This is a genomic window from Curtobacterium sp. 24E2, from assembly GCF_016925595.1.
In the GTDB taxonomy this organism is placed as follows: Bacteria; Actinomycetota; Actinomycetes; order Actinomycetales; family Microbacteriaceae; genus Curtobacterium.
Map to the genome: position 1 here is coordinate 2,038,693 of NZ_CP068987.1, position 19,350 is coordinate 2,058,042.

Here is a 19,350-nt window from a genome sequence, read left to right on the forward strand (position 1 = left end):
ACATGGCCGTGGACCGCCACGCTCTGAACCGATGCGCGACCACGGCGTAGACAGGTCCGCATGACCGATTACGCGAATCCGTCCGTGTCCGTCACCGGTGGGTCGATGCCGCTCCTGGGCTTCGGCACCTGGCAGATCCCCGACGGCGAGGCCCCCGCCGCCGTCGGCGAAGCACTGGCGGCCGGGTACCGCCACATCGACACCGCCACCGGCTACAGCAACCAGCGCGGCGTCGGCAAGGCCCTCGCCGAGTCCGGCCTCGCCCGCGACGACGTGTTCGTGACGACGAAGCTGCCGCCGGACAACGCCGACCGCGTGCGCGAGACGATCGAGGAGAGCCTGGACCAGCTCGGCCTCGACCACCTGGACCTCTGGCTCGTGCACTGGCCACCGAACGGCGAGGCCCGCCCCGATGTGTGGGAGCAGGTCGTGCAGGCCCAGGCCGACGGACTGACCCGAGCGGTGGGTGTGAGCAACTACTCGCTCGACCAGATCGACGAGCTGGTCACCGCGACCGGCACCACTCCCGCCGTGAACCAGATCAAGTGGAGCCCGGTCGAGTACGACCAGACGATCGCGGACGGGCTGGCCGAGCGCGGAGTCGTGCTCGAGGGCTACAGCCCCTTCAAGGCGAGCAACCTGCAGGACCCGACGCTGCTCGACATCGCGGGCGAGCACGACGCCGACAGTGCCCAGGTCATCGTTGCGTGGCACGTCGCGCACGGCTTCGTCGTCATCCCGAAGTCGTCGAACCCGGAGCGCATCCGGTCGAACGCTGCCGGTGCCCGCATCGAGCTGTCGGCGTCCGAGGTCGCAGCGATCGACGCGCTCGCCCGCTGACGCGCTCGCCGACACTCGCCTGACGCGCAACCGCGCACTGCGTACCGCGCACCGCGCGTCAGGCGAGCAGCGACCGGATGTCGTCGGCCGTCAGGTCCTCGGCGAACAGGGCGTCGTCGTCGATCATCGTGGCGAACAGCTCGGCCTTGCGCGCGGCGAGGGCCAGGACCTTCTCCTCGATGGTGTCCTCGGCGATGAAGCGCTGCACGCTCACCGACCGGGTCTGCCCGATGCGGTGCGTGCGGTCGACGGCCTGGGACTCAGCAGCGGGGTTCCACCACGGGTCGAGCACGAACACGGTGTCGGCCTCGGTCAGGGTGAGCCCGAAGCCGCCGGCCTTCAGCGAGATGAGGAACGCGGGCGCGGTGCCCTGCCGGAAGCGCTCGATGACCTGTGGGCGTTTGCGGGTCGAACCGTCGAGGTACTCGTAGCCGACGCCCCGTTCGTCGAGGGCATCGGACACCATCCGCAGGAACGACGTGAACTGACTGAACACCAGAGCGCGTCGGCCTTCTGCCGCGAGCTGTTCGAGTTCGTCGAGCAGCAGGTCGAGCTTGGCGGAGGGGATCGGCGTCGACGGCGACAGGGTCGAGTCCGACCCGGTCGAGACCAACGCCGGCGACAGCGCGAGCATCCGCAGCAGCGTCAGCGACCGGAACACGATCATCCGGTTCTTCGACAGGTCGTCGATCAGGTCGAGAACCTTCAGTCGCTCGCGGTTGAGCGTGCGCTCGTACAGCTCGCGGTGCGCTGGGTCGAGCGTGACGCGGACGACCTGCTCCTGCTTCGGCGGCAGGTCGGCGGCGACGGCCTGCTTCGTGCGGCGGAGCATGAGCGGCCGGATCCGCCGCCGGAGCTTCGCGGTGAGCTGCTGGCGCGCTTCGCCCCGGAGTTCGGGGAGGCGAGCGGCTTCACGTAGTCGTCGCCGAACCGGGTCCAGGTGGACAGCAGCCCGGGCGCGACGATGTGGAACAGCGCCCACAGGTCGGTCAGCCCGTTCTCGAGCGGGGTGCCGGTGATGGCGAACTTCACGGGTGCCTGCAGCTCGGACGCCACCCGGTGGGTCTGCGACTGCGGGTTCTTCACGAACTGCGCCTCGTCGAGCACGAGTGCCGACCACGGCAGGTCGGTCCATGCCTGCGAGTCGAGCCGGAGCAGCGCGTACGAGGTGACGACGACGTCGGCCTGCGAGGCCGTGCGCGCGACGAGACCGGGGTCCTTCAGCGAGGTCGAGGTGACGGCCGCCACCCGCAGTGACGGCGTGAACTTCGCCGCTTCGGCCACCCAGTTGCCGACGACCGAGGTCGGCGCGACGACCAGGAACGGTGGCGCGTCGGGGTCGGCGGCACGGCGCGCGGCGACCATCGCGAGCACCTGCAGGGTCTTGCCGAGGCCCATGTCGTCGGCGAGTACCCCGCCGATGCCGTGCGCCGCCAGGAACGACAGCCACGCGTACCCGGCGTGCTGGTAGGGCCGCAGCTCGGCGTGCACGGTGTCCGGCACCGGGACGTCCCCCGGGGAGTCGCCCCCATCAGCCCCGCGGTGATCGCCTGCCAGCGTTCGTCGTGCGAGGTCTCGTCGGCGAGCAGGTCGAACTCGGTCCACAGCCCGGCCTGCAGCGGCGTCACCTGGATCGGCTGGTCGGGCTCCCATTCGTCGAGGTCGCGGGCCTCGTCGATGAGTTCCTTGAGCCGGTCGAACGCGGGGTCCGCGAGTGACAGGTACGAGTTGTCGACGAGCTTGAGCCGCCGCTGCCGACCGGCCAACGCCGTGAGCAGGGGCGTGAACGGGATCTGCTTGCCGTTCACGCTCACGATGATGCCGAGGTCGAACCAGTCGTGCTTGTCCGACGGCATCGTCGTGACGCGGATGTGCGGCCGCCCGCTCAACCGCTCGTAGTCGAGGCGCTCACCCTGCACGACGGTCCGGACGCCGAGCGCCGGCAGCTCGGGTAGGAACTCGTTCGCGAACACCGCGACGTCGGCCCCGTCGATGGTGCCGTCCTGGAACCAGTCCAGTCCGCCACCGGGTCCGGCAGGGCGGACGGGAGGCTCGCCCACGGTCGCGCCGTCGGCTCGCGCTGTCGACGTGGCGGGTTCCAGGGCCGCGGGCACGTCGGCGTCGGCGGTCGCCGCCTCGGTGCCGGCCGGAACGTCGGTGCCGGCCGGAACGTCGGTACTCGCTGGGTCGTCGGTGCTGGCTGGATCGTCCGCGGCGCGGAGCCCGTTCAGGTCGGGCAGCGGCCCGTGCAGCGAGACCGGGTCCTTGCGGCCGTCGACGTGCCAACGCCAGTGCAGGTGCACCCGGTCGTCGGTGCGGGGTGCCCGGGCCGGCTCGAACGTCGCCGTCAGCACGAGCTCGGGCGGCGTGCGCTCGGGCAGCTCGACCGACCCGTCGGAGCTGACCAGGCCGAGGGCACCGCGCAGCCGGGGCGACCAGTCGGCCAGGAACTCGTCGACCTCGGCCGTCGGTACCGTGATGCGGGTGCCCTCGAGGAGCATGCGCCGTTGGTCCTCGGGCACGGGCGCCGGGGTCGGTGCGAGTCCGACGGTGAACTCGGGGCTCTCGCGGAACACGTACACACCGTGGTCGCCGACCATCCGTGCGGCACCGTGGACCACTGGGCGGCCGTCGAGCACCGCGCTCGCGCCGATCACCACGGCGTCGTCGTGCCGGGCGACGTCGAGCAGCACCTGGGCCTGCTCGCCGAGGACCGCGCCGCCCTCGCGCTTGCCGGTGACGAAGGCGATGTCGAGCCCCGACGCCTGCCGGAGCAACGGCCACAGGAGCGGGCTGCGGAAGTCGTCGAGGTGGAGCCAGTCGCTCTCGCCGGGCAACCCCGCGAGCTGGCCGGCACGGTGCAGGGCCGCGAGCTGCATGAACCACCCGTGCTGCTCGGCGCCGAGGCCCAGACGGTTCTGCGAGTAGGGGAGCGTGCCCCAGGTGAGCTGGCCGCGCACCCAGTTGCCGGCGTCGCTGCGGGTCACCGGTCGGACCCCGAGCCGGACGGTGCCGGACGGCGCCGGCAGGGCGCGGCCGGCGGCGCGGGCACGGGCCGCGAGGGCGGCGGGGACCGCGTCACGCAACTCGAACTGCAGACCCATCCGGGTGCCCTGCGGGGCGACCGCCTGCTCGTCGTCACCGGCGAGGCGGGCGAGGTCGTGCCTCCAGTCCGAGGGCGGCGGAGCCGGCGCTTCCGGACGCGGGCCGGCGTTGGCGGCCAGGGCACGCGCGTTGATGGTGAGCAGCGCGGCGGCGACGTGCTTGCAGTCGCCGCCGAGGGGCAGCTGCACGTGCTGCGGACCGGACGGATGAAGTCGCCGCGGGCCACGGTCATGTCGATGCGGCACTCGTACGGGTCGTCGGCGGTACCGGAGACGGTCGCCGTGACGGTGCCGTCGTCGGCGTTCCAGACGGCATCGTCGACCAGGCCGGCGCGCACGACGTCGCGTGCGCGCCCGAAGGTCTGCGGCCCGACGAAACGGATGACGTCGACGGCGTCGATCATCGGGGCTGCTGGCACGGGACCATCGTGCCAGGTGCCACCGACGCGAACGGCCCCCGTCGGTCATCGACGGGGGCCGTGTGTGGTGCGTGGTGCTACTTGACCTCGCTGACGAGGACCGCGCGGTTGCGTCGAGCGACCGCGAGGAGCCCTCGACGTTGGTGGCGCTCTGGATCGCGACTGGCTCGCCGTACTGGGCGACCAGGGCCGCGCGCAGGTTGCCGAGCGAACCGGAGAGGTTGTACGTCGACTTCAGTTCGGTGAAGAACTCGGAGTTGATCTCGATCCCGGTCATCTCGCCGATGAGCCAGGTGCGTCCGTTGTTGGTGATGAGCTTCATGTCTGATGCGTCCTGTTCTGTTCCTGCCGGCGGTGTGGGTTCTTGCGGCGCGTACGAGCCGTCGTACTCGAAGTGCCAGGCTTCGCGCTGGCTGAAGCCGTTCCCGGTCGGCTGCCATCCGTAGGTGGGCGCGTTGGCGTCCATCCAGGTCTTCTGCGGGGTGTTGTACGTGTCCACCGAGCTGCCGAAGTCGCAGGCCAGGGCCCAGCCGTGGATCGACGTGCCCGGTTCCGCCGCGAGCGGACCCGTACCGGCCTGGTACTCCTGGTAGAGCTTCTCCTGGCGGGCGAGGTCGCGGTACGCCTCGGTGATCACGAGTGCGGTGCCGAACTGCCTGGTGAAGTCAGCGTTCAGGTCCCGCCACGCGAGGGCGGCGTCCGGGCGGAGGAACGGCTGGCCGTTCAGCGCCGGAACCTGCTCGAGCACGGAGGTCGGGATCTGGCCGTTCTGGTAGCCACCCCACTGCCCGGCGACCGCCGCGGCACGCGCGTTGGCGGACGGCCCTGCCTCGGGCTTGGACTGGTCGAGGTTCGCCAGGTTGTCCGGCGTCGCACCGAAGGCACGGTCCGCCGAGAGCACGGTGCTCCCGGCGAGTGCACTCGCGACGGCGAACATGAGGACCTGACGCCTGCTCGCTCCCGCGGGCGGTGGTTCGAGTCGTGCGGATGGATGGACGTCGTCGACGTCGGCCATTGGTGCTCCCTCTCGAGCCACGGCATTCGTGACCCGTGATCAGGTTGTCAGTCGGTAGACGAATGGGTGCACCCCAGTTCGGGGGTGCCGACGAGTCCCGGCGTCGCGTTCGCATCGCACATGTGACAGTCCGCATCCGGCAGGGCTAGCGTCTGACCCGAGGCGCGATGACTGCGCTTCGCTTTCCATCCGATTGGACACACTCATGCCGGACCGCTTGCGGTGGGTGCACGATTCTGCAGACCACTGGAACGTGTGGCTCGGCTCCGAGGTCGTCTGCGACGTGACCCGGACGGACCAGTTCACGGTGGACTCTCCGGACCACTCGATCAACGGGGCACACTCGTCCCTCGAGAGCGCTGCGGCGCAGGTGCAGGGCTGGGTGCGCTGGAGCGGTCGCTAGTCCGCTCACTCTTCCAGCCCTGTCGTGTCCCCGACGTGCGCCGAGCGCCCCAGCCACGTCCGTTCGGGACGCGCTGGGGCGCTCGGGTGTCAAGTCGCGTGCTGGTCTTGCCCGCTCTCAGTACGCCTGGATGATGCCCAGGAAGTCGCCGTAGCCGAGGGAGCGCTGCGACTGTTCGCAGTAGTCCGATGCCGGCTTCATGACCAGCCGGCTCGCCTGATCGACGTGACCGAGCCCGAACGTGTGGCCCCACTCGTGGACCGCGACTCCACGAAGGTCGAAGCGATTGCCCGAGCACGAGGACGTCGAGCTCCATGCGTACCGCGTCGAGTACTTCTGGTCTGATTCAGTCGACGTCAGGCCGGTCAGATCGACGAAGGTGCAGGTTGCGGCCAATGTGCCGATGGGGAGGCTTCCCCAGCCGATGACGTTCTTGCGGTCCTGCGCAGAACATGCGAGGTCGCCAGTCACTGCCGGGTCTGATCCCGTGGCTCCCAAGGGGGTGTTCTTCGCGCCGGACACTCCCGACGCGCCGCAGGCGCTGATGTTGCCGCCCCACTTGTTCGCTGCCGCCTTGAGCTCGTCGTAGGCGTAGGTGGCCTTGCTGTTGGCTTCGTTGTACCGCCAGCCGACCGACGTGCGCCAGGTGTTTCCTTCGAGGTTGAAGTTCGCGGCGCACGAAGCTGCTGCGATCACGCCGCCGGGTGTCGAGGAACTGGTGCCGTCAGTGCTGCTGCTCCGCACAGCCTTCCCCTGGAGTGACTTCTGCGCGGACGACCTCGCTGGAGCAGTGCCCTGCCAGTCGTCACCGATCTTCACCGACACCCCGGAATCGGTGTTGAAGACGGCCACGTCGGGAGCGGATGCCATGCCCTGCACAGCAACGGAGTCCAGGACGACGGCAGTCCCCTTTTCCGGGACGGTGAACGCGCGGCCGTCGGCGACGACAGTCGAGCCGGCCACCGCGGCACAGCCGGCATCGAGGTCGGCCGATGTGATGGTGCCGTCGGCGCAGCCCCTTGCGGCGTACGCAGGAGCGGCCACCCCGGAGCCGATGACGAGCGCCGTGGCGAGCACGGAGAGAGTGAGTGTGCGGTACATGAGTCCCCTTCGAGTACTGTGAGCACTCGAATACTGGCAGGACGGTGTTCGCGGGGCGACAGAGGTTACCGAACTGTTACCGCCCTGGAACGGTCCGACCGATGCGAAGGGAGCGGAGCGATTGCGCTCGCGGAACGGGCGGCTGACCCGGCGGACTACGGCGTCGTGTTCGTCTCGGAGCCCGCGAGCTTGCTGTGCTTCCGTGAGTAGCCGAAGTACACGCCCAGACCGATCGCGAACCAGACCGCGAACCGCACCCACGTCTCCCACTGCAGGAACGTCACGAGCCACAGCGACGCGATGACGCCGATGATCGGGATGACCGGCATGAACGGCAGCCGGAACTGGCGGTCGAGGTTCGGCTGGCGGTAGCGGAGCACGATCACCGCGGAGCAGACCACTACGAACGCGAGCAGGATCCCGATGTTCGTGAGTTCCGCGACGACGCCGATGGGCAGGACGCCCGCCAGGATCGCCGACGCGATGCCGAGGATCCACGTGACGCGGGTCGGGACGTGGCGCTTCGGGTCGGTCTTCGAGAACCACTTCGGCATCAGGCCGTCGCGGCTCATCGAGAACCAGACGCGGCTGGCTCCGAGCATGAACGTGACGAGCACCGTGACGATGCCGACGATGGCGCCGATCGCGATGACGTTCGCGACACCGCCGAGGCCGACCGACGCGAACGCCGACGAGAAGCCCGAGGCCGGGTCGATGTCGGTGTACTTCTGCATCCCGGTCAGCACCAGCGTCGCCAGCACGTACAGGACCATCGAGATGCCGAGGGACAGCAGGATCGCCTTCGGCATGTGCTTGCGGGCGTCGACGGACTCCTCGGCCGCGGTGGACATGGCGTCGTAACCGAACACCGCGAAGAACACCGTCGCGGCACCGGTCATCACGCCACCGAAGCCGAACGGGAAGTACGGGGAGTAGTTCGCGCTGTTGATGTGGAACACGCCGAGCACGACGATGAGCACGACGAGCGCGACCTTGATGCCGACCGCGACGAACTCGAACCGGGCGGCGCTGCGGATGCCGCGGGTGAGCACGAACGCGGTGACGAGGCACAGGATGATCGCGAAGACGTCGATCACGTGGCCGTCGCCGGTGCCGGGGGCGCCGAGCATCCAGGCGGGCAGGTCGATGCCGAACTGGCCCACCAGGAACCCGACGTAGCCCGAGATGCCGATCGCGACCACCGCCACGATCGCGGTGTACTCGAGCAGCAGGTCCCAGCCGATGAACCACCCGACGATCTCGCCGAGGACCGCGTAGCCGTACGTGTACGCACTGCCGGCCTTGGGGATGAGGCCGGCGAACTCGGCGTACGACAGCGCCGCCGCAGCACTCGCGACGCCGGCGACCAGGAAGCTGATGAGGACCGCGGGACCGGCCACGCCGTTCGCCACGGTGCCGGCGAGGGTGAAGATCCCCGCGCCGATGATGCCGCCGATGCCGATCGCGGTGAGCTGCCAGAGGCCGAGGTGCCGTTTCAGGCCACCCTCGGCTCCGGTGTCGTCATCGATCGTCTCGATGGGCTTCCGTCGGAAGAGCGTGCGTGTCGTCGTCGTCACCCGCCCATGGTGCACCTTGCGGCGGTCTCGTGCGCGGGCGGCGGGCCGCGGGCCGCGCCGAGTCTCGGGCTGAGCGACAGTCCTCGCGCCGCCGGGCCCGTGACGTGTCGCGCACCCCGAGGCTCGGGGCCACCCGCCCGAGACTCGGGCCCGCCCGCCCGCCAGCCCGACCGCAGCCGTGCGGCGTAGACAAGAGCCATGCGTCATCCCACACGGATCGAACCCGGCCCCGGACAGGAATCGGTCTGGGACTACCCCCGCCCACCGGCCGTCGAGCCTGTCACCGCCCGCGTCGTCGTCCGGTTCGGCGGCACCGTCGTGGCCGACACGACCGATGCGGTGCGGGTCCTCGAGACCTCGCATCCGCCGGTGTACTACCTGCCGATGGCCGACCTCGACCTCCGCCCCGCCCAGGGGTCGAGCATGTGCGAGTTCAAGGGCCGGGCGCGGTACTTCGACGTGGTCGGCGGGGACGGCACCGTCGCGAGCCGCGCTGCGTGGAACTACCCGACGCCCGAGCCGGGGTACGAGTCGCTCCGGGACCGCGTCGCGATCTACCCGTCGGCGATGGACTCGTGCGAGGTCGGCGGCGAGGTCGTGCAGTCGCAGGACGGCGACTTCTACGGCGGCTGGATCACGTCGGACGTCGTCGGACCGTTCAAGGGTGCACCGGGCACGCTCGGTTGGTGACCCGGCCCGCGGAGCCGGGGCACGCGCTCTGCGGCGCGACCGCCCCGGGGCGCGACGGGCAGCGCGGGCCGCCACGGGCCTCCCGGTCGACCGCGTCAGCGGTTCGCGTAGGGCGACCAGAACGGCGGCGGGAACGCGCCGTCCGTGGCGATGACGAGCAGCTGCCACAGGATCATGACCAGCCCGGCGGCGCCGATCACGATGCCGATCCACGCCCAGACCTGCACCGCGCGGCGACGGCGACCGGCGATGGCGATCGCCCGCCAGCCGCTCAGCACGCAGACGATGCCGAACGCAGCACCGAGCAGGACGTGCCGGACCGTGCCCTGGGCCGGCACGATGATGCCGAGGTAGAACGCGACCGGGCCGAGCAGCACGGCGAAGGTCGCGGGGCCGCTGGCGGCTCGTGGTCCCGAGAGGGTGCTCCCATACGTCTGAATGTAGCGAGCCGGTCGGGTTCCGTACACGTGCGAGCGCCGTCGCCCGGGAGCAGGCACGATGGAGGCATGCGTTCCTTCCTCCGCGTCCTGCTCGGCCTGGCGCTCGTGTTCGCCGGCACGAGCCACCTCACCTTCGCGCGCAAGGAGTTCACGGCGCAGGTTCCGGAGTTCGTGCCGCTCTCCGAGGACACGACCGTGCTGGCGTCGGGCGTCGCCGAGATCACCCTCGGTTCGGCGCTCGTGCTCGCGCCGAAGCCGGCCCGGCGCTTCGTCGGCTCCGTCGCTGCACTGTTCTTCACGGTGATCTTCCCGGGCAACCTGTCGCAGTGGATCAACCGTCGCGACGCGTTCGGCCTGGACACCGACGAGAAGCGGGTCGCGCGTCTGTTCGGGCAGCCGCTGCTCATCGCCGTGGCCCTCTGGTCCACGCGCGGCCGGCGGTCCTGATGGACGCGCCCGCCCGGTCGTCCGGTCCGGCTGACGCCGGTTCGGTGCCCGGCTCGGGTCCGGAGTCGGTTCCGGGTGCGCGTCTCGATCCGCTCGGGTCGGCTCCGGCGCGGTTCGGACGGGAGGCCCGTCACCCCTTGGCAGGGCGCCGCCGCGTCGCGGACATGGTGGCCTCCATCGCCCTGCTCGTGGTGCTGACGCTCGAAGCGTTGGCAGCGGGGTGGGGCATCAAGCTCATGTCGTTGGCGTTCGTGTCGTGCGCTGCCCCGGGGAACACCTGCAACGTGGGGCTCGGTGACTCGGTCGTGACGGTCGGGCCGATCCTGATCGCGCTGGTGCTGGTCGCTTCGATCGTGGTGTGCATCCTGCGGCTGGTACGGCGTCGGCTGGCGTGGCCGGTCGTGCTCGTGGGGATGGCCGCCGTGGTGGCGGTGTTCTTCGCGGCGTTGCTGCTCATCGAGAGCTCGGTGACGCACGGCATCTAGGGGCGCTGCCGTCCCGAGGTTCCGAGATCTCGGCATGTGGGCGCCCCGTTCGTCGAGGTCTGGAACCCGTGCACCGCGACGACCGCGGGGGCGTCGGGATCGCCGAAGTCGGACGGCTCGCGGCCTCAAGTCGTCCTCCTCCACAGGTGGCTGAAGCGGCGAGGTTGTCCACAGATGCACACGGTGGTCGTCGGTGTGCGGGCCGCGTTCGCGACGCTGGAGTCATGCCTGACACCGACACCCTCGACCGCCTGATCCGAACCCCCGTCCGTACCGACGACGACGTCGTCCAACTCGTCGCCATCCTGGTCGACCGCCCGGTGCGGCGGCAGTGCTGGGTGGTGTTCCTCGACGAACTCGGGATGTCGATCCCGTTCCTGCTGCCCATCGCCGACCTGCCCTACCAGCCGGACGAACACGTGCACGACTTCGCGGCGCTGATCTCCGACATCGTCCAGCAGCTCGGTGCCGTCGACGTCGTCCTGGCGTGGGAGCGGCCCGGTGTCGACCGGGTGCACCCGGTCGACTGGGAGTGGGTCGACGCGTGCGCCTGCGCCCTCGACGAGCACGCGATCCGGCTGCGCGCCCAGGTCATCGTCCACGACGGCGGTGCTGCGATGGTCGAGCTCGACGAGCACGAGCACGAGCACGACCAGGTGCAGGAAGCCGCGTGACCGGTCAGCCCTGCGGGGCGGTGTCCGGCACGGTCTCGCCCGTCAGTCCCTCGACGACGGCCTTCGCCGCGGGCCAGGACTTCGCGTAGTGCTCGGGATCCGAGTTGATCTGCACCGCGTGTGCCATCTGCGTCGGCGTCATCGTCTTCCAGCCGGGGACCTTGACGAGCTTCGCGTAGAACATCGACGCCGCCGTGTACGGGTCCATCCGCTGCTCGTACGTGCCCCAGGCGCCGTTGTCGCGCTGCTGGAACAGGCCGCGGCTGTCCGGTCCCGCGGCGTCGCCGTGATCCAGGTTCACCAGGCTCGACTCGCCGATCGCCGTCATGACCCCGACGGCCTGGGTGTGCGGCCCGATGCCGACTGCCTTCGCGGCTTGGATCACCGACGCGGCGTTCACCAGGCGGTCCTGGCAGAAGCCCGCGATGGGGCCGGCGGGGACGACCAAGCCGCCGACGGTCTTCGAGGCGACCTTCGGGCACGTGGGGGTGGCGTCGGCACCGCTGGACTTCGCGATGCCGGCGATCGAGTTGACCGCGATCACGACGAGCACCACCACCCCGATGCCGACGACCACGATGCCGGCGCCGAACACGGACGCGAGCGTGATGCCGACACGGCGCATGACGGGACCTCTCGACGGACGGGGTGGGGCAGGCGGAGCACGACGAGCGTACGGGCGCCGCCTGTGAACCGCACCCGCCCGATCGGGGGTCGCGCCGTACTGCCGCCCCGCCGTCCGTCCGTCAGACGTCGCGGTGGTCGTGCGGTGGGTGCTGCACCTTCGTCGGTTCGGTGACCAGACCGGTCGGGGCCTTCTCGGCCTGCTTCCGGCCGTGGGTGAGCCACGTCACGAGCCAGAGGACCACGCCGAGCGCCAGCAGTGCTCCGGCGATCTGGTACTGCTGCGGGTCACGTCCGGACGAGAACGGCAGCACGAGCCACAGACACGTGATGATGCCGATGACGGGGATGATCACGCCGGCTCGGAAGTGCTTGTGGTCGACCTTGTCGCGCCGGAGCACGAGCACCGTCAGGTTCACGACGGCGAACACCGTGAGCAGCAGGAGCGAGGTCGTGCCACCGAGGACCACCACGATCGGGGAGTCCGGGTCGAGCGAGACCCAGCCGATGAGCAGCAGGGAGATCGCGGTGGTGAAGACGATCGCGTTCGACGGAGTGCGACGGGCGGGGGAGATGCGGGCCAGGAAGCCCGGCAGCACGCCCTGCTTGCTCATGCCGTACAGCAGTCGCGACGCCATCATCATGTTGATCAGGGCGGTGTTGGCCACGGCGAACATCGAGATGAACGGCAGCAGGTCGGCGATCGGGAAGTCCGGCGCGGCGGTCTGCACGACGGTGACGAGCGGGGTCTCGTTGCCGGCGAGCTCACCGATCGGCACGACGGCGACGGCGCAGATCGACACGAGTGTGTAGATCACCGCCGTGATGCCGAGGCCGGTGAGCATCACCTTCGGGAAGATGCGCGAGGGGTCCTTGGTCTCCTCGGCCATGTTCACCGAGTCCTCGAAGCCGACCATCGCGAAGAACGCCAGCGACGTCGCCGTGGAGATCGACATGAGCAGGGTCTTGTCCTCCGGGGTCTCGAACATCACCACCCGCGAGAAGTCCGCGTTGCCGCCCGCGATCGCCCAGAAGCCGATCAGGATCACCATGACGAGACCGGACAGCTCGACCAGGGTGAGGACCACGTTCGTCTTCACGCTCTCGCTGACCCCGCGGAAGTTGATCGCCATCACCGCGAGCATGAAGCCCATGGCGATGAGCATCACGACGGCGTTCGGCAACTCGAGGCCGAACCCGACGCCGAGGTTGGCGGCGAACGCCCGCGACGCCGTCGACGCCGAGGTGATGCCGGAACACATCACGATGAAGGTCACGATGAAGGTGATGAAGTGGACGCCGAACGCCTTGTGCACGTAGAGCGCAGCGCCCGCGGTCTGCGGGTACTTCGTCACGAGCTCCAGGTACGAGAACGCCGTCAGCAGGGCGACCGCGAAGGCGATGAGGAAGGGGAGCCACGCTGCTCCTCCGACCTCTGCCGCGACCTGACCGGTGAGCGCGTAGACACCCGTTCCCAGGATGTCGCCGACGATGAACAGCAGCAGGAGCTTGGGACCGATGACCCTGCGGAGCTCGGGCTGCTCCTGCTGTGGTCGATCCGTGTTGGTGGTGGTCATGCACCAACCTCTTCCGGGGACACCACGCTGTCCGGTTTCACAGGAAGCTCCCCGGAGATCGCAACACGCCCGTGCCCTGGCGGATACGCTCCGGGCCATGGAGCACGAGTCGAACACCACCGAAGAGCCCGTCGAGTTCGCCGACTTCAACGCGAAGCTGCTGGTGCTCGACGTCCTCTGCTACGACCTCGACGTCCTCGACCCCTACGACCCGGAGACCGCCGACGAGACGGACGAGGACCTCGACGTCGATGGCCAGGACGACCGGGCCCGCGAGTACTACGACGACCTGGAACTCCTGCCGTCGCACCTGTCGCTCGTCACAGAGCTCTCCGTCGACACCGAGCTCGAGGTGCTGCAGGACGTGCACCCCGGGTGGGAGGGCTCCGACGACCGCTTCGACCCGCAGAACTGGGACGACGTCCTCGACCTCCCGGCACTCCGCACCGTGTACGCCGCGGCGCCGCTCCCCGCTCACGTCGCCGAGGCCCTGGGCGCGAAGGGCGTCGAGGTCCGCTCAGCCTGAGCGAAGGAACCGGCACGGGGAACTCGCCGGCACGGGGAACTAGAGCGTGCAGTCCAACGCTCGCAGCTGCTCCGTGAACTGCTTCGCGCCGCCCTGCGCAGGGTGCCGGACGGCGATGGCCTCGATGCCAGCCAGCGCGAGCGCTCCCTGGGCCTTCCGACCGACGGCCACGACCCGGACCTGGTCGACGCCACCGAGTGCCTCGAGCAGTGCGAGGGCGACGGGTGCTCCCGACTGCACTTCGGCAGGTCGGGGCGTGCGGTTCGTCAGCCGGTCCGGCGCGACGAACGGGTGGTGCGGGAAGATCGCCCACGCCACGGGGAGCGGCCCGGTCCAGTCGGACAACGCCGCCTGCACGACACGCGACGAGGCCTCCCAGGGGGCTGTCGGCTCCGGCGGCACCAAGTAGTCGTCGCCGAACCGGTCCGTCCCGAGCTCCCGCATGCTCGTGAACGGGATGCCGGTGTTCGTCATGCCGCGCCACCCGGGCGCCTCCGCCACGAGCAGGGTGTCCGCCGCCGGACCGAACTGCTCCAGGTACCGCTGCAGGTTCGACCGCCGGAGCCGCCCCTCGGCCGAACCGAGGTCGTAGAGCGCCTCGGCGTCCGCCTCCACCGGCACGGCGTCGAGCGCCGCCCAGAACCCCGACGCGTCGAAGCGGCTCACGAGCGCCCGAGCACCCGGCGGTACACGTCCTCGAGCCCCGAAGCCGATCGCTCCCAGCTCAGACGCTCCGCATGCTCCCGCCCGGCCGAGGACAGTGCGGCCGCGTACCCGGAGTCCGTCAGGATCCGCTCGATCTCGGCAGCCCACACCGACGGCTCGCGCGATTCGAGCACGACACCCGTCTCGCCGTCGACCACGGCCTCACGCAGCCCCCCGGCAGCCGCGGCCACGACCGGCACCCCGGACGCCGAGCCCTCCAACGCCACGAGGCCGTACGTCTCGGAGTGCGACGGCACCAGCACGGCTGCCGCGCCACGGAACAGGAACGCCAGGTCGGCACGCGACTGCGGCCCGATGAAGGTGACGCGATCGGCGATGCCACGCGCGGCGGCGAGCCGACGCAGCTCGTCCACGTAGTCACCAGCCTCGCTCGACGCGTCCCCGGCGATGACCAACGTGGGACGGGCCTCCTCGCTGATGCCGGCGATCGCCTCGATGGCCAGGTCGAGCCCCTTCAACGGCTGCACGCGAGCCGCTGCGACGACGTAGGGGTGGCGGCCCGGCGCGCTCCGGCGGCCGCCGGACGGAAGACCGACCCGTCGACCCCGGGCGGCACGATCCAGATGCGCGCGTCGGCACCGCCGAGCCGCGTCCGGACCGTCGACGCCTCGGCTTCGGACACCACGACGACCGCATCGGACCCACGCGCCAGCTGCTGCTCGCCCGTGATGCGGCCGGCGGACTCGGGCCGCTCACCCTCGGACAGCGGTGTCTCGGGGTCGGCGGCGATCGAGTGGAACGACTGCACGTGCGGGATGCCACGCTCACGGGCCACCGGCAGGGCAGCGGCACCGGAGAACCAGTGGTGCGAGTGCAGGACGTCGAACGGCCCGAGCTGCTCGAGCTCGTGGCGGAACGGCTCGATGAACGCGTCGTGCTCACCCTTCGGCACCGGTTCGGCCGGACCCGCCGACAGGAACCGCAGGCACACACCCGGCACGAGCGAGACCGAGTCCGGCTGCGTCGGCGCCGAACGCCGCGTGATGATGTCGACGTGGTGGCCACGATCGGCCAGCGCCTCGGCCTGGTGCCGGACGACGACGTTCATGCCGCCGACCTCGCCCGAGCCGGGTTCGTCTCCGGGGAGGTGTGCAGCGACACCAGCCCGATGTGCAGGGGTTCGCTCGTCGTGCTCACCGGTCAACCCTAGCCGCGTGCGCCCCGCTGCGACGGGCGCGCGGGCGCCACCACGACGGGCCGGCGGCCCGCCTCGTCCACCGGGTCGGTGGGGAGGTCCGGATCGCCTCCCAGGATCTGCACGCGCTGGTCGCCGTGACGCTCCCAGAACGCCGCCGTCCAGGCACACAGGGCACCGTCGAGCAGGTCCTCGCGGTGCTTGTGCGTCGGCCCGTGCAGCACCGACGGGTCGGCGAGGCCGGCAGTCAGCGGGTTCGAGTCGAGCTGCAACGGCGGGTCGAGCGGGGTCTCATGCAAGCGCCGGACGAGCTCGTCGAACGCCTCGGCGCGGCGTGCCCAGGCCTCGGCGGCCGGCACCTTCAGGTCCAGGCGCTTGTAGCGGGGCCGCTCGACGTCGTACCCGAGCTCCTCGACACCGACGAGGGTCGTGTACGGGTAGCACTCGAACACCGCCGGCCCGCTCCGGGCGTGCATCGATGCCGTGTCGGACACGTAGTCGACACCGAGCGCGGTGAGCCGGTCGAGCAGGCGGGAGCCGGCGCTCGCCGCGGAGGCCTGGTTCGTCGGGTTCGCCGCGACCTTCCACCGGCCGTAGCGCTGCCCGACCTGCCGTTCGGATTCGCGGATGCCGGTCGGGTTCGTCACGACGAGCGAGGCGTCGACGGCGATGAGCGATCGCGGCCCGAGGTGCTCCGTGATCCAGGCCGTGACGTCGTCGACCCCGCGGGCCCACCCGGCGTCGGTGATCGTGCCGTCGCGCTCCATCGCGATCAGTCCGGTCTCGTTCGGCGCGCGGCTCGCGGTGCCGAGCCCCCACGCCAGGTCCACTCCGAGGTACGCGCTCACCCGTCCATCGTGCACCGAGTACCTTCCGCTGCATGGCGAGCGAAGCGACGACGGTGCGGGTGCCCGGTCCCGACGGGGACCGCGAGGTCCGGATCAGCAGCCCGTCCCGGGTGCTCTGGCCGGATGCCGGGATCACCAAGGCCCACCTCGCCGAGTACCTGGTGACGGTGGGCGACGCCTTCGTCCGCGCGAACGGCGACCGACCCGTCTCGCTGCAGCGGTTCCCCGGCGGCGTCGACGGCGAGCAGTTCTTCTCGAAGAACCCGCCCAAGGGTGCGCCGGACTACGTGCGGTCGGTCACGGTGACGTACCCGAGCGGCCGGGAGCACCCGCAGCTCGTCATCGACGAGCCGGCCGTCGCGGTGTGGGCCGCGCAGATGAACACCGTGGTCTTCCACCCGTGGGCATCGCGCGCCGAGGACAGCGACCACCCGGACCAGCTCCGCATCGACCTCGACCCGCAACCCGGCACGGACTTCTCGGACACGGTGCCCGTGGCGCAAGAACTCCGGAAGGTCCTGGACGAAGCGGGTCTGACGGCGTGGATCAAGACGAGCGGCAACCGCGGTCTGCACGTGTTCGCCCCGATCGCTCCCGAGCACGAGTTCCTCGACGTCCGGCACGCCGTGATCGCCGCCGCCCGAGAACTCGAACGGCGGATGCCCGACCGGGTCACGACGGCGTGGTGGAAGGAGGAGCGCGGCCAGCGGGTCTTCGTCGACTTCAACCAGGCGAACCGCGACCGCACGATGGCCGGTGCCTACAGCCCACGCGCACTGGCGCACGCCTCGGTGTCGACGCCGATCACGTGGGACGAGCTGCCGACGGCGGACCCGACGACGTTCACGATCCGGACCGTCCCCGAGCGCCTGGCGACGATCGGCGACCCGTGGCAGGCGATGCACGACGAGCCGGCGAGCATCGCGCCGTTGCTGGCGTGGTGGGAGCGCGACCTGGAGAACGGCGCGGGTGAACTGCCGTTCCCGCCGGACTTCCCGAAGATGCCGGGCGAGCCGCCGCGCGTGCAACCGTCCCGAGCGAAGAAGTCCTGACCCGGACCAACGCGAACCGTCAGACGGCGGGCAGCGTGTCCGTCGAGCGGTCGGGGTCGTCGACGCGGGACGTCTGCATCGGCAACCCGACGCTCGCCGTGTGGAGGCGGGTCAGGCGGGACCAGGTGCCGCGGTGCGCGTCGCTGATGCCGTCGACGATCACGAGCCCAGGCCGATCGTGACGAGGGCGAGCGCAGTGGCGGTCACGCCGGCGATGGCGCTGATGACCGCGCTGAGCTGCAGGGTGCGCTGGCGACGTGCCTCGCGTACCTCGGTGAAGGGGTTCCGCTGTGAGTGGCGGACAAGCGTACTGGTGCTCATGTCGATCCGCTTTCGGTCCTGGGGCTCCCGGGATGGGTGCCTCGTGGTGCTGATCACCATCGTGGCAGCGTTTCGCTAGTTCGGCTAACTACTTTCCTGCGATGACCGGGAAGACGACGAAAAACGGACAACCACGCGTCAGGACAGGACATCCCGCAGGTCGTACGCCGACGGCACCTCGAGCTGGTCGAACCCGCACGACTCCGCGTCGCGGTCCGGACGCCACCGGTCGAACTGCACCGTGTGCCGGAACCGGTCGCCCTCCATCTGGTCGTACCGGACCTCGAGCACCACCTCCGGCGCCAGCCGGACGAACGACGTGTCGCGACCCGACGAGAAACGCGACCGTTCCCCGTCACCGGTGACGGGCCTTCCGTCCGCATCGCGGAGCACGACGGGCTCGAGCTCGTCGACCAGGGCGAGTCGGCGCTCGTCGGAGAAGGCGGAGACGCCGCCGACCTGGCGGAGCTCACCGTCGTCGCCGTACAGCCCGACGAGCAGCGACCCGACGCCCGAGCCGCTCTTGTGGACGCGGTACCCGATCGCGACGACGTCGGCGGTGCGGTGGTGCTTGATCTTGAGCATGGTCCGCTTGCCCGGTTCGTACGGCTTGGCACGGCGCTTGGCGACCACACCGTCGAGTCCGGCGCCCTCGAAGGTGGTGAGCCACTCGCGGGCCTGGTCGACGTCGAGTGTGGTGCGCGTGACGAACAGCGGTTCGGACATACCGCTCGCGAGCTGTTCCAGCCGGTCGCGGCGTTCGTCGAACGGCAGGTCGACCAGCTCGTCGCCGTCCGCCGCGAGCAGGTCGAACGCGACGAACTGCGCGGGCGTCTCGACGCTGAGCTTCGCGATCCGCGAGGCAGCCGGGTGGATGCGCTGCGACAGCGCCTCCCAGTCGAGGCGTTCGGCTCCGGGCTCGCCGGAGCGCAGGATCACCTCGCCGTCGAACACCACCGGGTGGTCGCGGCCGCCGAACTGCGCGCGGAAGGCCTCGACGAGTTCGGGGAAGTACCGCGTGAGGGGCTTTGCCCCGCGGCTGCCGATCTCGACGTCATCGCCGTCGATCGTCACGATGCCGCGGAAACCGTCCCACTTCGGTTCGTACCGCAGGCCGCCGGTCACGCTGTCGGGCTCCGGGACGTCGGCGACGGCCTTGGCCAGCATCGGTGCGATCTCCATGCGTCGTGTCTACTCGGGCGCGGGTGGGCAGCGCTGCGCGCTTCGGACGGGAGGCCCGGAGTGCGCTGGGCAGGTCGGCTCGCGTCAGTACTGTGGTGCGGGTGACGACCGTGCCCCCGTCGGCAGCGCCGACTCCGGAACCGATCAGCCCCGTGCAGGCCGCC

Annotated in this window: 21 protein-coding genes and 2 pseudogenes; 8 read left to right on the top strand and 15 right to left on the bottom strand. The window is 70.4% G+C overall.

Annotated features, from left to right (window positions below; genetic code table 11):
* Positions 1 to 60: 60 nt before the first annotated feature.
* A complete protein-coding gene (locus JN350_RS10140) occupies positions 61 to 840 on the top strand; it encodes an aldo/keto reductase (protein WP_205462111.1) in 780 nt (259 codons plus the stop codon).
* 58 nt (positions 841 to 898) lie between these two features.
* Here JN350_RS10140 and JN350_RS10145 read toward each other — a convergent pair whose 3' ends face one another.
* The 3 genes and pseudogenes from JN350_RS10145 to JN350_RS19380 form a co-directional block, all read right to left on the bottom strand.
* Positions 899 to 1,672, bottom strand: a complete 774-nt coding sequence (locus JN350_RS10145; protein WP_240347256.1) for a DEAD/DEAH box helicase — start codon at positions 1,670 to 1,672, stop codon at positions 899 to 901.
* 125 nt (positions 1,673 to 1,797) lie between these two features.
* Positions 1,798 to 2,493: pseudogene (locus JN350_RS19375) on the bottom strand (SNF2-related protein); the annotation flags it as partial.
* Positions 2,494 to 4,754: 2,261 nt separating this feature from the next.
* Positions 4,755 to 5,378, bottom strand: a pseudogene (locus tag JN350_RS19380) (M15 family metallopeptidase); the annotation flags it as partial.
* A gap of 226 nt (positions 5,379 to 5,604) precedes the next feature.
* Between JN350_RS19380 and JN350_RS10155 the strand changes: the two are divergent.
* Positions 5,605 to 5,781 (top strand): hypothetical protein, encoded by a 177-nt coding sequence (locus JN350_RS10155; protein WP_205462114.1) that lies wholly within the window; start codon positions 5,605 to 5,607, stop codon positions 5,779 to 5,781.
* 117 nt (positions 5,782 to 5,898) lie between these two features.
* Here JN350_RS10155 and JN350_RS10160 read toward each other — a convergent pair whose 3' ends face one another.
* The gene (locus tag JN350_RS10160) at positions 5,899 to 6,882 is read right to left on the bottom strand and encodes a matrixin family metalloprotease (protein WP_205462115.1); all 984 of its coding nucleotides are present in this window, start codon (positions 6,880 to 6,882) and stop codon (positions 5,899 to 5,901) included.
* A gap of 155 nt (positions 6,883 to 7,037) precedes the next feature.
* The gene (locus JN350_RS10165; RefSeq protein ID WP_205462116.1) at positions 7,038 to 8,459 is read right to left on the bottom strand and encodes an amino acid permease; all 1,422 of its coding nucleotides are present in this window, start codon (positions 8,457 to 8,459) and stop codon (positions 7,038 to 7,040) included.
* 198 nt (positions 8,460 to 8,657) lie between these two features.
* Here JN350_RS10165 and JN350_RS10170 point away from each other — a divergent pair, with 198 nt between their 5' ends.
* Positions 8,658 to 9,149 carry a DUF427 domain-containing protein gene (locus tag JN350_RS10170; RefSeq protein ID WP_123292406.1) on the top strand — a complete coding sequence of 164 codons (492 nt, stop codon included), beginning with the start codon at positions 8,658 to 8,660 and terminating at the stop codon, positions 9,147 to 9,149.
* Between the two features lie 95 nt (positions 9,150 to 9,244).
* Here the strand turns inward: JN350_RS10170 and JN350_RS10175 are convergent, their stop codons facing one another.
* Positions 9,245 to 9,526 carry a hypothetical protein gene (locus tag JN350_RS10175; RefSeq protein WP_205462117.1) on the bottom strand — a complete coding sequence of 94 codons (282 nt, stop codon included), beginning with the start codon at positions 9,524 to 9,526 and terminating at the stop codon, positions 9,245 to 9,247.
* A 129-nt stretch (positions 9,527 to 9,655) separates the two neighbouring features.
* On the opposite strand from JN350_RS10175, the gene JN350_RS10180 reads away from it, so the two are divergent.
* From JN350_RS10180 to JN350_RS10190, 3 genes are all read left to right on the top strand, one after another.
* Complete coding sequence (locus JN350_RS10180; RefSeq protein ID WP_205462118.1) at positions 9,656 to 10,036, top strand: DoxX family protein; 381 nt, start codon at positions 9,656 to 9,658, stop codon at positions 10,034 to 10,036.
* A 164-nt stretch (positions 10,037 to 10,200) separates the two neighbouring features.
* Positions 10,201 to 10,521, top strand: coding sequence for a hypothetical protein (locus tag JN350_RS10185; RefSeq protein ID WP_123292409.1), 321 nt, complete (start codon positions 10,201 to 10,203; stop codon positions 10,519 to 10,521).
* 224 nt (positions 10,522 to 10,745) lie between these two features.
* Positions 10,746 to 11,195 carry a hypothetical protein gene (locus JN350_RS10190; RefSeq protein WP_205462119.1) on the top strand — a complete coding sequence of 150 codons (450 nt, stop codon included), beginning with the start codon at positions 10,746 to 10,748 and terminating at the stop codon, positions 11,193 to 11,195.
* A gap of 4 nt (positions 11,196 to 11,199) precedes the next feature.
* Here JN350_RS10190 and JN350_RS10195 read toward each other — a convergent pair whose 3' ends face one another.
* Both JN350_RS10195 and JN350_RS10200 read right to left on the bottom strand, forming a co-directional pair.
* Positions 11,200 to 11,820: a hypothetical protein gene (locus JN350_RS10195; protein WP_205462120.1), complete on the bottom strand. Its 621-nt coding sequence runs from the start codon at positions 11,818 to 11,820 to the stop codon at positions 11,200 to 11,202.
* Positions 11,821 to 11,941: 121 nt separating this feature from the next.
* Complete coding sequence (locus tag JN350_RS10200) at positions 11,942 to 13,396, bottom strand: APC family permease (RefSeq protein WP_205462121.1); 1,455 nt, start codon at positions 13,394 to 13,396, stop codon at positions 11,942 to 11,944.
* A gap of 97 nt (positions 13,397 to 13,493) precedes the next feature.
* Here JN350_RS10200 and JN350_RS10205 point away from each other — a divergent pair, with 97 nt between their 5' ends.
* Entirely contained in the window at positions 13,494 to 13,922 is a 429-nt protein-coding gene (locus JN350_RS10205; protein ID WP_205462122.1) for a DUF6892 domain-containing protein, read from the top strand.
* Between the two features lie 39 nt (positions 13,923 to 13,961).
* Here the strand turns inward: JN350_RS10205 and JN350_RS10210 are convergent, their stop codons facing one another.
* From JN350_RS10210 to JN350_RS10220, 4 genes are all read right to left on the bottom strand, one after another.
* Positions 13,962 to 14,588, bottom strand: a complete 627-nt coding sequence (locus tag JN350_RS10210; RefSeq protein ID WP_205462123.1) for a uracil-DNA glycosylase — start codon at positions 14,586 to 14,588, stop codon at positions 13,962 to 13,964.
* A complete protein-coding gene (locus tag JN350_RS19385) occupies positions 14,585 to 15,115 on the bottom strand; it encodes a glycosyltransferase (RefSeq protein ID WP_240347258.1) in 531 nt (176 codons plus the stop codon). The genes JN350_RS10210 and JN350_RS19385 overlap by 4 nt, the downstream gene beginning before the upstream one ends.
* Positions 15,103 to 15,696: a glycosyltransferase gene (locus JN350_RS19390; protein WP_240347260.1), complete on the bottom strand. Its 594-nt coding sequence runs from the start codon at positions 15,694 to 15,696 to the stop codon at positions 15,103 to 15,105. Before JN350_RS19390 ends, JN350_RS19385 begins: the two co-directional genes overlap by 13 nt.
* A 98-nt stretch (positions 15,697 to 15,794) precedes the next feature.
* Positions 15,795 to 16,631, bottom strand: a complete 837-nt coding sequence (locus JN350_RS10220; RefSeq protein ID WP_205462124.1) for a DUF429 domain-containing protein — start codon at positions 16,629 to 16,631, stop codon at positions 15,795 to 15,797.
* A gap of 32 nt (positions 16,632 to 16,663) precedes the next feature.
* Here JN350_RS10220 and ligD point away from each other — a divergent pair, with 32 nt between their 5' ends.
* Positions 16,664 to 17,683: a non-homologous end-joining DNA ligase gene (gene ligD / locus JN350_RS10225; RefSeq protein WP_205462125.1), complete on the top strand. Its 1,020-nt coding sequence runs from the start codon at positions 16,664 to 16,666 to the stop codon at positions 17,681 to 17,683.
* 19 nt (positions 17,684 to 17,702) lie between these two features.
* On the opposite strand, the gene JN350_RS10230 is transcribed toward ligD, so the two are convergent.
* The 3 genes from JN350_RS10230 to JN350_RS10240 all read right to left on the bottom strand — a co-directional run bounded on the left by JN350_RS10230 (position 17,703) and on the right by JN350_RS10240 (position 19,186).
* Positions 17,703 to 17,846, bottom strand: coding sequence for a hypothetical protein (locus tag JN350_RS10230; protein ID WP_159573682.1), 144 nt, complete (start codon positions 17,844 to 17,846; stop codon positions 17,703 to 17,705).
* Positions 17,843 to 18,004, bottom strand: a complete 162-nt coding sequence (locus JN350_RS10235; protein ID WP_159573681.1) for a hypothetical protein — start codon at positions 18,002 to 18,004, stop codon at positions 17,843 to 17,845. Before JN350_RS10235 ends, JN350_RS10230 begins: the two co-directional genes overlap by 4 nt.
* A 138-nt stretch (positions 18,005 to 18,142) precedes the next feature.
* Positions 18,143 to 19,186 (bottom strand): ATP-dependent DNA ligase, encoded by a 1,044-nt coding sequence (locus JN350_RS10240; protein ID WP_205462126.1) that lies wholly within the window; start codon positions 19,184 to 19,186, stop codon positions 18,143 to 18,145.
* Between the last annotated feature and the right edge of the window lie 164 nt (positions 19,187 to 19,350).